Source organism: Brevundimonas sp., assembly GCF_030682035.1.
GTDB lineage: Bacteria > Pseudomonadota > Alphaproteobacteria > Caulobacterales > Caulobacteraceae > Brevundimonas.
On record NZ_JAUXQZ010000041.1, the window covers coordinates 1 to 12,135 of the forward strand.

Sequence of the window (12,135 nt, forward strand, 5' to 3'; positions counted from 1 at the left end):
GCCAGCCTGATCGTCGGCGTGGCCGCCGCTGAAGCCACGCGCAGTGGCATACTGATCGCCGGCGTCGCCGGACTGGTTGCTGGCGCGATGTCTATGGCGGCCGGCGAATACGTCTCGGTCAGTTCCCAGTCGGACACGGAGAAGGCAGACCTCGCCCGTGAGACCGCCGAACTCGCCGCCGATCCCGAAGCCGAGGTCACTGAGCTGGCGGCCATCTACGCCGCCCGTGGCGTCGAGCCGGCCCTGTCACGGCAGGTTGCGGAACAGTTGATGGCAAGGGACGCCCTCGGCGCCCACGCACGCGATGAACTGGGCATTTCGGAATTCACTACGGCCAGGCCGATCCAGGCCGCCCTCACGTCAGCCGCGACCTTCGCCGTGGGGGCCGCGCCGCCCCTGCTCGTGGCCCTGCTGGCACCGCTGGGAAGTCTGGTGATCTCGGTCAGCGCCGTCGCCCTGGCCGGCCTGATGGGGCTCGGCGCGCTCGGCGCCTCGGCGGGCGGTGCCAATGTGCCGCGCTCGGTGCTCAGGGTGGCCTTCTGGGGCGTCGTCGCCCTCGCCGCCACCGCCGGCATCGGTCGCCTGTTCGGAACGGTCGTTTAGGCGAATTGGTCGGAGTGAGAGGATTCGAACCTCCGACCCTCTGGTCCCAAACCAGATGCGCTACCAGGCTGCGCTACACTCCGGCGGCGGGATTTGGCACACTCGACGCCGCGCTGCAACGCGTGGTTTGGCTATTCGGCGAAGAACGGGTGGCTGACCCTGTCGCCGGCACGGGCTCCGATCTCGTCGGCGCGGCCGGCGCGCAGCTCCAGCACGCCGCTGGCGGGCCCGTTGGAGGGGATGACCGCGTCCGACAGGGGCGTCGCATTCCTTGCGATCGAGACGATCCGGCCGCGCGGGTCGATATAGATGATGTCCAGCGAGCTCGGCGTGTTGTGCATCCAGAAGCCGCGCTCGGCCACATCGGGAAATTCGAACAGCATGCCCCGATCGTCGGCCAGGGGCTCGCGCTCCATCAGGCCGCGCTGACGTTCCGCGTCGTCGTCGGCGATCTCGACCATGAAGCGGTGCTCGCCGCTGGAGGTGGTGATGGTCAACGGCTCAAGCGGGTCGCCCTTGGCGTCGCGCGGCGCGCCCGCTCCGGCGCAGGCCGACAGCAGCACCAGGCCGGACAAGGCGCCCAGAAGTCCACGACGGTTCGTCATTGCCGGTCCACCCTCACTGCGGCGGATGGTTCATCCGCCCGGTCTGATTTCCGCGACCACCAGCCCCTTGGGGCCCTCGGCGAATCGCACCGAGACCGTCTCGCCGGGCAGCAGGTCATCCAGCCCGCAGCGGCGCAACGTCTCGACATGGACGAAGATATCCCCCGGTTCGCCATCGCGCACCACGAATCCGTAGCCCTTGGTGCGATTGAACCATTTGACTACGGCGGTCTCCATCGATGCGCCCGAGACCAGACCTTCGGTCTCCGGCCTGAACCGGGCTGTTTGCGGGAGTCCGTCATAGCCCACATGCCGAGGCGCCGCGCCCAGCTCGGGGTCGCCCTCGCCCAGATCGTGAACCTCGGTGACCTGCCAACCCTTGGGCCGGCGGGCGCAGTCGCAGCTGATCGGCGCGCCCTCGGCCGCCATGTCCCGTCCGGCGTCGCGCAGGCTGGAAACATGCAGCAGCACGTCCTTCATGTCGGTCAAAGTCGGGTCGTCCGGCACGATGAAGCCATATCCCTTGCCGGGATCGAACCATTTCACCCGGCCCGCGATGCGTACCGTCGCGACTGTCTCAACGCCCTCGTAGTCAGACACAACCTTCCCCCTGCCCGCGATCGGAGCGGACGTCGCTTATTTAACACGGTTCTGTGAACCCCGGAAAAGCGAAAAACAACGATTTCGCGGCAAAAGCGAAATGATTTGACTCAGAGGCCGACTGCGCCTCGCTCCAGCAGCATGCGAATCTTCCACACAAGGTCGGTTTGGCGGTAGGGTTTTGCGATCAAATCCCATTCAGGACGGTGGCCGGCATGCTCCCGGGCCCGGTCAGTCCAACCGGTTGTCAGCAGAACGGGCGTCCCGGGTCTGAGTCGTGTGACCTCGGCGGACAAGCCCTCGCCATCCAGCTTGCCCGGCATGACGATGTCGCTGAACAACAGGTCGAACGGCAGACCGGACTCTACCATCGCCAGGGCCTCGGCGGCGTCGCCCGCCGTGTGAACCGCAAAGCCCGCATCGACCAACAGGGTCTCGCCCATCGCCCGGACCTCGGCGTTGTCCTCGACCATCAGAATGGTCGCCGCGTCGGGGAGTTCATCGGCTGGGAACGTGATTTCGGGCATTTCGGTCAACCGGATCATCAGCGTCGTCCGGGACACGGACACAGCAGTGCAACGCGTCTGACCCCGAAAGGCTCGGCCTCACACACAATCGGCGATGTCAGGGAGAGGCTCCGCGCTGGCAGTCCCTAGGGGAGTCGAACCCCTCTTTTCAGGTTGAAAACCTGACGTCCTAACCGATAGACGAAGGGACCGCTGCGCGGAGAGCGGGCGATATAGCCGCCGATTCTTGACCGTGCAACCCTTCTCCTCCCCATTCTTCTTGCGAAGGGGGAGGTGGCTCGGAGGCGCAGTCGACGAGAGGGAGGGGGTCTACCGGGGAACGATCACGCCATCCGCGGATCGGCCACGTCCTCGATCTCGAATTGGACACCCTTGCGGCCGTTCCAGTCATCGGCTTTCAGCCGCCCGGCCACGCTCAGCCCGCCCTGTCCGGACAACAACGACTGCCCGCCGGGCAGGTCGGCGCAGCGCCAGGCGATGGCCTTGACCGAGGCGCCGTCAGCCCCGACCAGCCGGCACCGCACATGGCCCCCGTTCATGGCCACGGCGTCCCGCGCCTGCACATGCTCGAGGGCGAACAGGGGCTCGGGATTGGCCGGGCCGAACGGCGCCAGCTGCTCGAACTGTTCGAACAGGGCCCGCGTCGCCGCGCCCGGATCGATCAGGGCGTCGATCTCGACATGGTCCAGGGCGTCGGCGGCGGCCTGCTCGCCCGCCATCCGTTCGTTGAGGAAGTCGCGCAGCCGGTCGATGTCGTCGGCACGGACAGTCAGGCCCGCCGCCATGGCGTGGCCGCCCCCGGCGATCAGCACGCCCGTTTCCCACGCCGCCTGCACCGCCTTGCCCAGATTCATGCCCGGCTGCGACCGGCCCGAACCCTTGCCGAGGCCGTTGACCGCATCGACGCCGATCACCACCACCGGCTTGCGCCAGCGTTCGCGCAAGCGACCCGCCACGATGCCGACCACGCCGGGATGCCATTCATCGCCCGCGATCACCACCACGGCCGAGCCGTCGGCATGAGCGCCGGTCGCCTCAACCAGACGGGTGGCCTGGTCGGTGACCTGTTTCTCCACCTCACGCCGGGCGATGTTCAGGGCGTCCAGTTCCTGCGCCAGCGCGGCGGCCTCCCCGGGATCGTCGGTCGACAGCAAACGGGCGCCGAGGTCCGACTTGCCGATCCGCCCGCCCGCGTTGATGCGCGGCCCCAGGATGAAGCCGGCATGGTTAGACTTGGCCGGCCCCGGCTCGGCCCCCGCCGCCGCCAGCAGGGCCCTCAGACCGGGATTGCCCCAGTCCGACATGACCCGAAGGCCCAGACTGGTGAGGGCCCGGTTGAACCCGGTCAGGCCGGTGACGTCGCAGATCGCCCCCATGGCCGCCAGATCGAGCCACTGGCGGATGTCCGGCTCCTTCACATCCGCAAACATCCCGCGCCGCCGCGCCTCGCGGTTCAGCGCCGCCAGCAGCACGAACACCACCCCCGCGGCGGCCAGATTCCCCTGCCCCGAATTGCAGCCGGGCCGGTTGGGATTGACCACGGCGGCGCAGACGGGCGGATGCTCGCGCATCATGTGGTGGTCGATGACCACGACCTTCAGCCCGATCGCCGCCGCATGGGCCACGGCCTCATTGGCCGCCGCGCCGCAGTCCACTGTGATGACCAGATCGGCGCCCGAGGCCTTCAGCGTGTCGAAAGCCCTGGCGCTGGGGCCATACCCTTCCGTCACCCGGTCGGGGACATAGATCGGCAGTTCGGCGCCCAAGGCCCGGAACCAGCGCACCAGCAGGGCCGCGCTCGAGGCGCCGTCCACGTCATAGTCGGCGAAGACGTGGATCGAGGCCTTCGCCTGCAGCGCGTCGAGGATCGCCTCGGCCGCCGCGTCCATGTCCATAAAGCTGGACGGGTCTGGAAACAGCGCCTTCAGCGTCGGCGTCAGGAAGTCCGCGCCCTGATCGGCCCGTACGCCGCGCGCCGCCAGCGCCCGCGCCAGCGGCTCTTCCAGATTCAGTGCCTGCATATGAGCCCGGATCAACCCGGCCTCGGCGGGCCGCTGCCGCCATTCGCGGCCGGACAGGGAGCGGGAGACGCCCAGAAACGCTGGCGCGCCGCTCCCGTCCGCCATCAGAGCGGCCGGATGGTGCGGATGCGCTGGACGGTCCGGGTCGAGGAATCCATCACCAGCGTATGGGTGGAGACGAAGCCGTCGGCGACCTTGACCCCGTCCAGCATGGCGCCCTTGGTCACGCCGGTGGCGGCGAAGATGGCGTCCTTGGACACCAGTTCATGCAGATCGTACTTCCGGTCGAAATCTGTGACGCCGGTCCGCGACGCCCGCGCCCGCTCGTCGTCGTTACGGAAGATCAGCCGGCCCTGGAAATGGCCGCCGACGCATTTGAGCGCCGAGGCCGCCAGCACGCCCTCCGGCGCCCCGCCCGAGCCGAGGTACAGGTCGATGCCCGTTTCCGGCTCGGCGGTGTGGATCACGCCCGCCACGTCGCCGTCGGTGATCAGCACCACCTTGGCCCCGACCTCGCGCAGGGCGGCGATCAGCTCTGCGTGCCGCGGCCGGTCCATGACGCAGACGGTGATGTCGGACGGCTTCACCCCCTTGGCCGAGGCCAGCGAGCGGACATTGTCCTCGGGCTTCATGTCCAGATCGACCGTACCGGGCGCGAAGCCGGGGCCGATGGCGATCTTGTCCATATATGTGTCGGGCGCGTGCAGCATGCCGCCGCCGGGCGACATCGACAGCACGCACAGCGCATTGGCCATGGCCTTGGCCGTCAGGGTCGTGCCCTCCAGCGGGTCCAGGGCGATGTCGATGGCCGGGCCTTTGCCGGTGCCGACCTTCTCGCCGATGTAGAGCATCGGCGCCTCGTCCCGCTCACCCTCGCCGATGACGATCTTGCCGTCGATATCGAGCGCGTTCAGAGCCGTGCGCATGGCATCGACCGCCAGCTGGTCCGCCGCCTTCTCGTCGCCACGACCGATGCCGGCGTAGCTGGCGATGGCGGCCAGTTCGGTCACCCGCGCGGCGTCAGCAGCCAGGGTCGAGGCATAAGGGGCCAGCTTGGCCATAAGGGGTCTCCTGAGACGATGGTCCCCGGATTCTGCTGTCCGGGCGAGCGTTGGATGGGGTCAGCGGCGGTCCACCGGGGGCGGGGCGCGGCCCCGCTCGCGCGTGCGCCGCACGAAGTCTTCGATCTCGGCCAGGGTCTCCTGCGTCACCGGGGGGACCGGAACCGAATCGAGCCGGGCCTGCACCGCCGCCGCGAACTCGGCCGGGTCGCCGGTGGTCTGCCAGTCGATGCGCGAGACCTCACCCGCCAGCGCCCCGCCGGTGACCTTCAGCGTACCGACCTGCGCCGCGATCGTGACCGGCTCAGGCAGCGGCTCGATCGACCGGGGGAATTCGGCCCAGCGCGGGTATTCGCGGTTGGCGTCGACCAGGGCCTGGACCCGCGGCGCAATCGGCGAGCTGGCGTCGGTCGCCGGGTCGAACGAGCCCACGCAGGCCGTCAGACCGCCGCTGGCGACGACCGCCGCAAGGCCTGCTGCAATTTTCCGGATCGACGCTTTCATTTCAGGGGCTGTCTTATGCGATGATCGCGACAGGCGGAAGGGCGCGCGCGGTGCCTGCGACCGATCCTGACGACATCCGGAGCTCTCCATGGCCAAGCGTCCGCCCCCTCCGCCCGCCGACGCCGCCCCGCGCGCGCCGCGCAAATCCGGACGTCCCACCTCGGCCAAGCCGCCCCGGCCCCGCGCCGCAGGGGTCGAGGCCGCCCCGGAGCCGACGCCGCCGCCGAATCCGCCTGAGGCCGAAGCGCCTGCCGCCGACGCCGCCGCCTTCCCCGGCGCCGACCAGCGGCAGATGCTGGAAATCCTGTCGATGAACCTGGCCAAGGCGGCCATGACGGCCCAGTCGGCCATCGCCGAGGCGGCCCTGTCCCAAGCCGACCGACCCGCCGCCCTGTCGCCGGACCCGTTCCATGTCGGCCCCGCCATGAACGCCGTCATGACCAGCCTGGCCTCGCGGCCCGACAAGCTGTTCAGCGCCCAGGCCGACCTGTTCAACCGCTACATGGACCTGTGGGCCTCCACGACCCGCCGCGCCGCCGGCGATGAGACCCCCGCTGCCCCTTCAAAGGACAAGCGGTTCAAGGATCCCGCCTGGTCCGAAAATCCCGCCTTCGACGTCATGCGCCAGTCCTATCTGGTCACCGCCGACTGGATGAACGGGCTGGTGGCCAGCGTCGAGGACGTCGATCCCCTGACCAAACGCCGCGCCGAATTCTTCACCAGACTGCTGACCGACGCCTTCTCCCCCTCCAACTTCCTTGCCTCCAACCCGGCCGCGCTCAAGGCCCTGGCCGAGTCCAACGGCGAATCCCTGGTCAAGGGGATGCAGAATTTCGCCGCCGACATGGAGCGCGGCGCCGGCAAGCTGAAGATCAGCCAGGCCGACTACGGCAAATTCGTCGTCGGGGAGAACGTCGCCACCGCCCCGGGCCAGGTCGTCTGGCGCGACGAGCTGTTCGAACTGATCCAGTTCGACGCCGCGACGGACCGGCAGCGCGCCGTCCCCCTGCTGATCTTCCCGCCCTGGATCAACAAATTCTACATCCTGGACCTCCAGCCCGAGAACTCGATGATCCGCTGGCTGTCCAGCCAGGGTTTCACCGTCTTCGTCTGTTCCTGGGTCAATCCGGACGTCGACAAGGCCGCCTTCGGCTTCGACGACTATCTGGAAAAGGGCATCTACCGCTGCGTCGAGAAGGCTCTGGAGCAGTCGCAGGCCAAACACATCAACACCGTCGGCTACTGCATCGGCGGCACCCTCATGGGCGCCGCCCTGGCCCACATGGCGGCCAAGGGCGACACCCGCGTCACCGCCAACACCTTCTTCGCCGCCCAGCATGACTTCGCCGAGGCCGGCGACCTGCTGCTGTTCACCGACGAGCACTGGCTGGGCGAGGTCGAGCAGCAGATGGACGCCGCCGGCGGCGTCCTGCCCGGCGCGGCCATGGCCGAGACCTTCAACGCCCTGCGCGCCAACGATCTGATCTGGTCGTTCTTCGTCAGCAACTATCTGATGGGCAAGTCGCCGCCCGCTTTCGACCTGCTGTTCTGGAACGCCGACCAGACCCGCATGCCCAAGACGCTGCACATGGACTACCTCCGCTCCATGTACGGCCAGAACCGGCTGGCGCGGGGCGAGTTCACCATCGGCGGGGTCAAGGTCGACCTGTCGCAGGTCACCATCCCCCTGTATTTCCAGGCCAGCCGCGAGGACCACATCGCGCCGATGAATTCGGTCTATCGCTCGGCCCGCGCCTTCTCGAACGCCGACGTGACCCTGACCCTCGCCGGTTCGGGCCATATCGCCGGGGTGGTCAATCCGCCCTCGGCGAAGAAATACCAGCACTGGACCAACCCCGCCCTGCCCGCGACGCTCGGGGAATGGCAGGCCAGGGCCGTCGAACACCCCGGCAGCTGGTGGAACCACTGGGCCGAATGGCTGCATGCGAAATCGGGTGAATGGGTCCCCGCCCGCGATCCGAAAAACGGCCCCCTTTCGCCGATAGAACCGGCGCCGGGCTCCTATGTGAAGGTGAAGAGTTGACGCGTCTCGAACCGAACCTTCTGCTGGCCGTCACCACCGGTTTCGCCCTGGTTCTCGTCACCCTGACCGCCAGTGTCTATGGCGCGGGCGAGCCGCTGCGCAACCTGTTGCTCGCCGTCATCTGCTCCGGCGGCTTCGTGCTGCTGAACCCTGTCCTGATGCGGCTGATGAAGAGCCAGTCTCGCCCGCCGCTGATCCATCCCGACAGCGGCGGCATGACCGTCTGGGCCGGCCTGTTCCCGATGGTGGTGATCGTCTGCGCCGCCATCCCGGTGTTCTGGCCCGGCCCCGACTACGGCCTGCTGATCATCATCGCCGCGGTCTGGTTCGGCGTAACGGTCGAGTCCGCCCTCAAGGCGCGGCGAGCCTAGGCCGCGCGGAAGGTCAGGGCCACGCCGTTGTTGCAATAGCGTTTGCCCGTCGGGCGCGGGCCGTCATCGAAGATGTGGCCCTGGTGCCCCAGGCAGCGGGCGCAGTGGTATTCGGTGCGCGGGAAGCCGATGGCGAAGTCGGTCTTGGTCCCGATGTTGGCGGCGATGACGTCATAGAAGCTGGGCCAACCGGTGCCGGAATCGTACTTCCACGACGATCGGAACAGCGGCAGATCGCAGCCCCGGCAGACGAAGGTCCCGCGCCGGTGTTCGTCGTTCAGCGGACTGGTCCCCGGCCGCTCGGTCGCCTCGTGCCGCAGGGTCTGATAGGCGGCGGCCCCCAGCCGCGCGCGCCACTGGGCGTCGGTCAGCCGACGGAACGGCGAACTGGCGTATTGGGCCACCGAGGCATCGGCCTCGCGTGAGGTGCAGGCCGAGACAGCGAGGGCCCCGGCGGTGGTCAACAGGGCGCGGCGGGAGAGCTGGGTCATGACAGCAGATACGTCGGCATCGGCCGCGAGGTTTCAAGTGAGGAGTGCTAGTGAGCGAGAGGTGAGCGGGACGCCGCTCTATGCTGGCGACAGCGGCTCACCCCTTGCTCACTAGCACTTCTCACTTGCTCAACTCACCCCAGCCCCGTCCCCTCGTCGAGCCCCAGCATCAGGTTCAGGTTCTGCACGGCCGCCCCCGACGCCCCCTTGCCGAGGTTGTCCAGCAGGGCGACCAGCCGGACCTGATCCCCGCCCCGATCCCCGAACACATGCAGCCGCATCCGGTTGGTCCCGTTCAGCGCCTCGGGGTCGATCCCGGTCATGGCCTCGGTCACCTCCAGCTCCGCCACCTCCACGAACCGCGACCCGGCATAGGCCTCCGCCAGCGCCCCGTGCACCACCTCGACCGACGGCGACGACGGCAGGGCCGCCAGCTGCAGCGGAACCTCGACCAGCATCCCCTGCCGGTACGCCCCCACCGCCGGGGCGAACAGCACCGGCCGCTCCAGCCCCGTGTGCAGCGTCATCTCCGGCACATGCTTGTGCTTGAGCGTCAGCCCATAGGCGCGGAACGCCCCGGCCTTCGTCACCCTCGGACTTGATCCGGGGGCGCCCTCGAACTCGGCGATCATCGCCTTGCCGCCGCCCGAATATCCCGACACGGCGTTGACCGTCACCGGCCAGCCCGCCGGAATGATCCCCGCCGAAACCAGCGGCCGCACCAAGCCGATGAACCCCGTCGGATAGCAGCCCGGGTTCGACACCCGCGTCGCGCCCGCGATCCTCTCCCGCTGCCCTGCCGCCATCTCCGCGAAGCCATAGGTCCAGGCCGGATCGACCCGATAAGCCGTCGAGGCGTCGATGACCCGCACCGCTGGATTGTCGATCATCGCCACGGCTTCCTTCGCCGCCTCGTCTGGCAGGCACAGGATCACCGCGTCCGCCCCGTTCAGCGCCTCGCGCCGCGCCCCGACATCGCGGCGCCGGTCGCCCAGCAGGATCAACTCCAGATCGCCCCGCGCCTCCAGCCGCTCGCGGATCTCCAGCCCCGTGGTCCCGGCCTCGCCGTCGATGAAGATGGTGTGGGTCATTCGCTTCTTTAAAAATAGAAGCCGGCTTGGTTAGGACCAAGAACGGCCCCGGCCTCATAGGGTCCGATTTCGGAGTGTACGATCAGCTGTGAGCCGTTCTCGAAGGTCAGCGTCATTTCAAGATTCTCCGCATCGACGGCAACTAGTCGCTTATCAAGCAGAACGTGGAAAAGAACCGGCGATTCACGAAACCACTCCTTGTCGTGGATCACTTTCATGCCGTCACTCGACACGTAGGTGAGTGTGCCACCGACCTCGATCTTGCAGTCGTTGGCGAACTGGAGCGCCATGGTCGTTGCGTGGAAGGTGATCTGAATAATCCAAGCGTCCCCCTCGAGCAGGAATTGCACTTGGCTGCTGGGAGGAAATGGCGACATCGAGAGCTCCTCGAACCAAAGAAAAGGCGCTCCGGTTTCCCGGAGCGCCTTTTGTATCCCAACTCGCGGTTGCGACTAGCGCTTCGAGAACTGGAAGGACTTGCGGGCCTTGGCGCGGCCGTACTTCTTGCGCTCGACGACGCGGCTGTCGCGGGTCAGGAAGCCGTGCGGCTTCAGGACCGGGCGCAGCGCCGGCTCATAGTGGGTCAGGGCGTGCGACAGGCCGTGGCGGATGGCGCCGGCCTGGCCCGACAGGCCCGAGCCCTGCACGGTGCAGTCGACGTCGAACTGGGTCAGGCGGTCGGTTACTTCCAGCGGCTGGGCGATCATCATGCGCAGGATTTCGCGGGCGAAATACTGCAGCTGATCCTTGCCGTTGATGGTGATCTTGCCCGAGCCGGGCTTGATCCACACGCGGGCGATCGCGTTCTTGCGCTTGCCGGTCGAATAGGCGCGGCCCTGGGCGTCCAGCTTCTGGACATAGACCGGGGCGTCGTCAGCCGAGGACACGGTGCCGAGGCCACGCAGAGCGTCGAAGCCGGTGGCGGCAGGCGCGGCATTGGCGGCGTCGTTCTCGACGACGGGCGTTTCAGCAGTCACGTCGGTCATGCTCAGGCGCTCCGGGTGTTTTTGGAGTTGGCCGACTTGAAGTCGATCGTTTCCGGCTGTTGGGCTTCATGGGTGTGCGCGGCGCCGGCGAACAGGCGCAGGTGCGTCATCTGCAGGCGGGCCAGCGGGCTCTCCTTGGGCAGCATGCGCTCGACGGCCTTCTCAAGGACGCGCTCGGGGAAACGGCCGTTCAGGACCTTCTCGGGGCTGGTCGACTTGACGCCGCCCGGGTGGCCGGTGTGGCGATAGTAGATCTTGTCGGTCAGCTTCTTGCCGGTGAAAATCACCTTGTCGACATTGGTGACGACGACATAGTCGCCGCAATCGACGTGCGGGGTGTAGTCGCCGCGGTGCTTGCCACGCAGACGGTTGGCGATGAAGGTCGCGAGACGGCCCACCACGACGCCTTCGGCGTCGATATGGATCCACTTCTTCGTGACCTCGGCCGGCTTCAGCGAAGCCGTAGTGCTCTTCAGCATTTCAAGGGTCCTGGGAGACGAACGGTTGGCCCTCCCAACGACCGGGACGAGCAGAAGGCGCGCTGATAGAGGACGGGGCGCGTGGGGTCAAGGCGGTGTGGATGCACTGACCGCATCTATACATTTGAAATAACTCACATATTTTATAGTGGTATGAAAATACCGCACCAATCTGCTCTCTTGCGATCCTCATTCCGGGCGGAGAGAAGCGCCCCTTTCCGCTATCGTCATTCCGGGCGAGCCTTGGCGAGACCCGGAACCCCTCGTCATCCTCCGGCCGAGCGCAGCTCGGACCGGGGGAGGCGCGCGATAGCGCGAACCTGTTGCGGACCCGGGCGGCTGAACCATTTCGCCTTCGGCGCCGCTGGGTTCCGGCCTTCGCCGGAATGACGATAGCAGTTGGGGGCGGCTTGGACTGCTCACAATCCGCCGATTGTCAGCATATCCCGCGCCGCCAACCCTCTGACATCGCTTCATTTCCCAAAAATACAGCGTCCCCAGCCCGCCATAGGTAGGCCCCGACCTAGACTCCCCCCGTTCCGTCGCAGGGAAGGGCGCAGGGCCTTGCGATCTTGTCGCGGCGGGAACGGGATGAGCGGGAGGGGGTCGCACCTCAACGCAGAGCGGATCGCGAGCGCCTCCGGGCCTCAAGCAGCGAGCCGCCGCGCGGCGAGCGTCAGGCCCCCACAGCCCGGCCTCAAGTCGCGAGCCCCCGTGGGGCGAGCATAGGCCAGGCGTGAAGGGCGACGGGC

General features: G+C 67.7%; 14 protein-coding genes and 2 tRNA genes. 3 read left to right on the forward strand and 13 right to left on the reverse strand.

Annotated elements, in window-relative coordinates; translation table 11 throughout:
- Positions 1-603 (forward strand): VIT1/CCC1 transporter family protein (locus Q8K49_RS11250; protein WP_305306150.1); only part of this gene is annotated, 603 nt, incomplete at its 5' end.
- Positions 604-609: 6 nt separating this feature from the next.
- Here Q8K49_RS11250 and Q8K49_RS11255 read toward each other — a convergent pair.
- From Q8K49_RS11255 to Q8K49_RS11290, 8 genes are all read right to left on the reverse strand, one after another.
- Positions 610-686: transfer RNA gene (locus tag Q8K49_RS11255), tRNA-Pro, on the reverse strand.
- Between the two features lie 48 nt (positions 687-734).
- A complete protein-coding gene (locus tag Q8K49_RS11260; protein WP_305306152.1) occupies positions 735-1,208 on the reverse strand; it encodes a DUF192 domain-containing protein in 474 nt (157 codons plus the stop codon).
- Between the two features lie 30 nt (positions 1,209-1,238).
- Positions 1,239-1,808, reverse strand: coding sequence for a cold-shock protein (locus Q8K49_RS11265; RefSeq protein WP_305306154.1), 570 nt, complete (start codon positions 1,806-1,808; stop codon positions 1,239-1,241).
- A 110-nt stretch (positions 1,809-1,918) separates the two neighbouring features.
- Positions 1,919-2,353, reverse strand: coding sequence for a response regulator (locus Q8K49_RS11270; RefSeq protein ID WP_305306155.1), 435 nt, complete (start codon positions 2,351-2,353; stop codon positions 1,919-1,921).
- 98 nt (positions 2,354-2,451) lie between these two features.
- A tRNA-Glu gene (locus Q8K49_RS11275) sits at positions 2,452-2,526 on the reverse strand.
- A gap of 132 nt (positions 2,527-2,658) precedes the next feature.
- On the reverse strand, positions 2,659-4,461 hold the full coding sequence (gene recJ, locus Q8K49_RS11280; protein ID WP_305306157.1) for a single-stranded-DNA-specific exonuclease RecJ: 1,803 nt from the start codon (positions 4,459-4,461) through the stop codon (positions 2,659-2,661).
- A complete protein-coding gene (gene glpX, locus Q8K49_RS11285; protein WP_305306159.1) occupies positions 4,461-5,417 on the reverse strand; it encodes a class II fructose-bisphosphatase in 957 nt (318 codons plus the stop codon). The genes recJ and glpX overlap by 1 nt, the downstream gene beginning before the upstream one ends.
- Positions 5,418-5,477: 60 nt before the next feature.
- On the reverse strand, positions 5,478-5,921 hold the full coding sequence (locus Q8K49_RS11290; protein ID WP_305306161.1) for a hypothetical protein: 444 nt from the start codon (positions 5,919-5,921) through the stop codon (positions 5,478-5,480).
- 88 nt (positions 5,922-6,009) lie between these two features.
- Between Q8K49_RS11290 and phaC the strand changes: the two genes are divergently transcribed.
- Positions 6,010-7,965, forward strand: coding sequence for a class I poly(R)-hydroxyalkanoic acid synthase (gene phaC, locus Q8K49_RS11295; RefSeq protein WP_305306163.1), 1,956 nt, complete (start codon positions 6,010-6,012; stop codon positions 7,963-7,965).
- Positions 7,962-8,336 (forward strand): hypothetical protein, encoded by a 375-nt coding sequence (locus Q8K49_RS11300; RefSeq protein WP_305306164.1) that lies wholly within the window; start codon positions 7,962-7,964, stop codon positions 8,334-8,336. The genes phaC and Q8K49_RS11300 overlap by 4 nt, the downstream gene beginning before the upstream one ends.
- Here Q8K49_RS11300 and msrB read toward each other — a convergent pair.
- From msrB to rplM, 5 genes are all read right to left on the reverse strand, one after another.
- The gene (gene msrB / locus Q8K49_RS11305) at positions 8,333-8,827 is read right to left on the reverse strand and encodes a peptide-methionine (R)-S-oxide reductase MsrB (RefSeq protein WP_305306167.1); all 495 of its coding nucleotides are present in this window, start codon (positions 8,825-8,827) and stop codon (positions 8,333-8,335) included. The genes Q8K49_RS11300 and msrB overlap by 4 nt on opposite strands.
- 134 nt (positions 8,828-8,961) lie before the next feature.
- The gene (gene argC / locus Q8K49_RS11310; RefSeq protein ID WP_305306169.1) at positions 8,962-9,918 is read right to left on the reverse strand and encodes an N-acetyl-gamma-glutamyl-phosphate reductase; all 957 of its coding nucleotides are present in this window, start codon (positions 9,916-9,918) and stop codon (positions 8,962-8,964) included.
- 8 nt (positions 9,919-9,926) lie between these two features.
- Positions 9,927-10,295 carry a hypothetical protein gene (locus Q8K49_RS11315; protein WP_305306171.1) on the reverse strand — a complete coding sequence of 123 codons (369 nt, stop codon included), beginning with the start codon at positions 10,293-10,295 and terminating at the stop codon, positions 9,927-9,929.
- Between the two features lie 75 nt (positions 10,296-10,370).
- A complete protein-coding gene (rpsI, locus tag Q8K49_RS11320; RefSeq protein ID WP_305306173.1) occupies positions 10,371-10,904 on the reverse strand; it encodes a 30S ribosomal protein S9 in 534 nt (177 codons plus the stop codon).
- A gap of 2 nt (positions 10,905-10,906) precedes the next feature.
- A complete protein-coding gene (rplM, locus tag Q8K49_RS11325; protein WP_305306175.1) occupies positions 10,907-11,383 on the reverse strand; it encodes a 50S ribosomal protein L13 in 477 nt (158 codons plus the stop codon).
- Between the last annotated feature and the right edge of the window lie 752 nt (positions 11,384-12,135).

Excerpts from the sequence above, each read along its gene's own strand:
- Q8K49_RS11260 (WP_305306152.1), bottom strand. The coding sequence starts at position 1,208 with ATGACGAACCGTCGTGGACTTCTGGGCGCCTTGTCCGGCCTGGTGCTG.
- Q8K49_RS11270 (WP_305306155.1), bottom strand. The coding sequence starts at position 2,353 with ATGATCCGGTTGACCGAAATGCCCGAAATCACGTTCCCAGCCGATGAA.
- recJ (WP_305306157.1), bottom strand. The coding sequence starts at position 4,461 with ATGGCGGACGGGAGCGGCGCGCCAGCGTTTCTGGGCGTCTCCCGCTCC.
- glpX (WP_305306159.1), bottom strand. The coding sequence starts at position 5,417 with ATGGCCAAGCTGGCCCCTTATGCCTCGACCCTGGCTGCTGACGCCGCG.
- Q8K49_RS11290 (WP_305306161.1), bottom strand. The coding sequence starts at position 5,921 with ATGAAAGCGTCGATCCGGAAAATTGCAGCAGGCCTTGCGGCGGTCGTC.
- phaC (WP_305306163.1), top strand. The coding sequence starts at position 6,010 with ATGGCCAAGCGTCCGCCCCCTCCGCCCGCCGACGCCGCCCCGCGCGCG.
- msrB (WP_305306167.1), bottom strand. The coding sequence starts at position 8,827 with ATGACCCAGCTCTCCCGCCGCGCCCTGTTGACCACCGCCGGGGCCCTC.
- argC (WP_305306169.1), bottom strand. The coding sequence starts at position 9,918 with ATGACCCACACCATCTTCATCGACGGCGAGGCCGGGACCACGGGGCTG.
- Q8K49_RS11315 (WP_305306171.1), bottom strand. The coding sequence starts at position 10,295 with ATGTCGCCATTTCCTCCCAGCAGCCAAGTGCAATTCCTGCTCGAGGGG.
- rpsI (WP_305306173.1), bottom strand. The coding sequence starts at position 10,904 with ATGACCGACGTGACTGCTGAAACGCCCGTCGTCGAGAACGACGCCGCC.
- rplM (WP_305306175.1), bottom strand. The coding sequence starts at position 11,383 with ATGCTGAAGAGCACTACGGCTTCGCTGAAGCCGGCCGAGGTCACGAAG.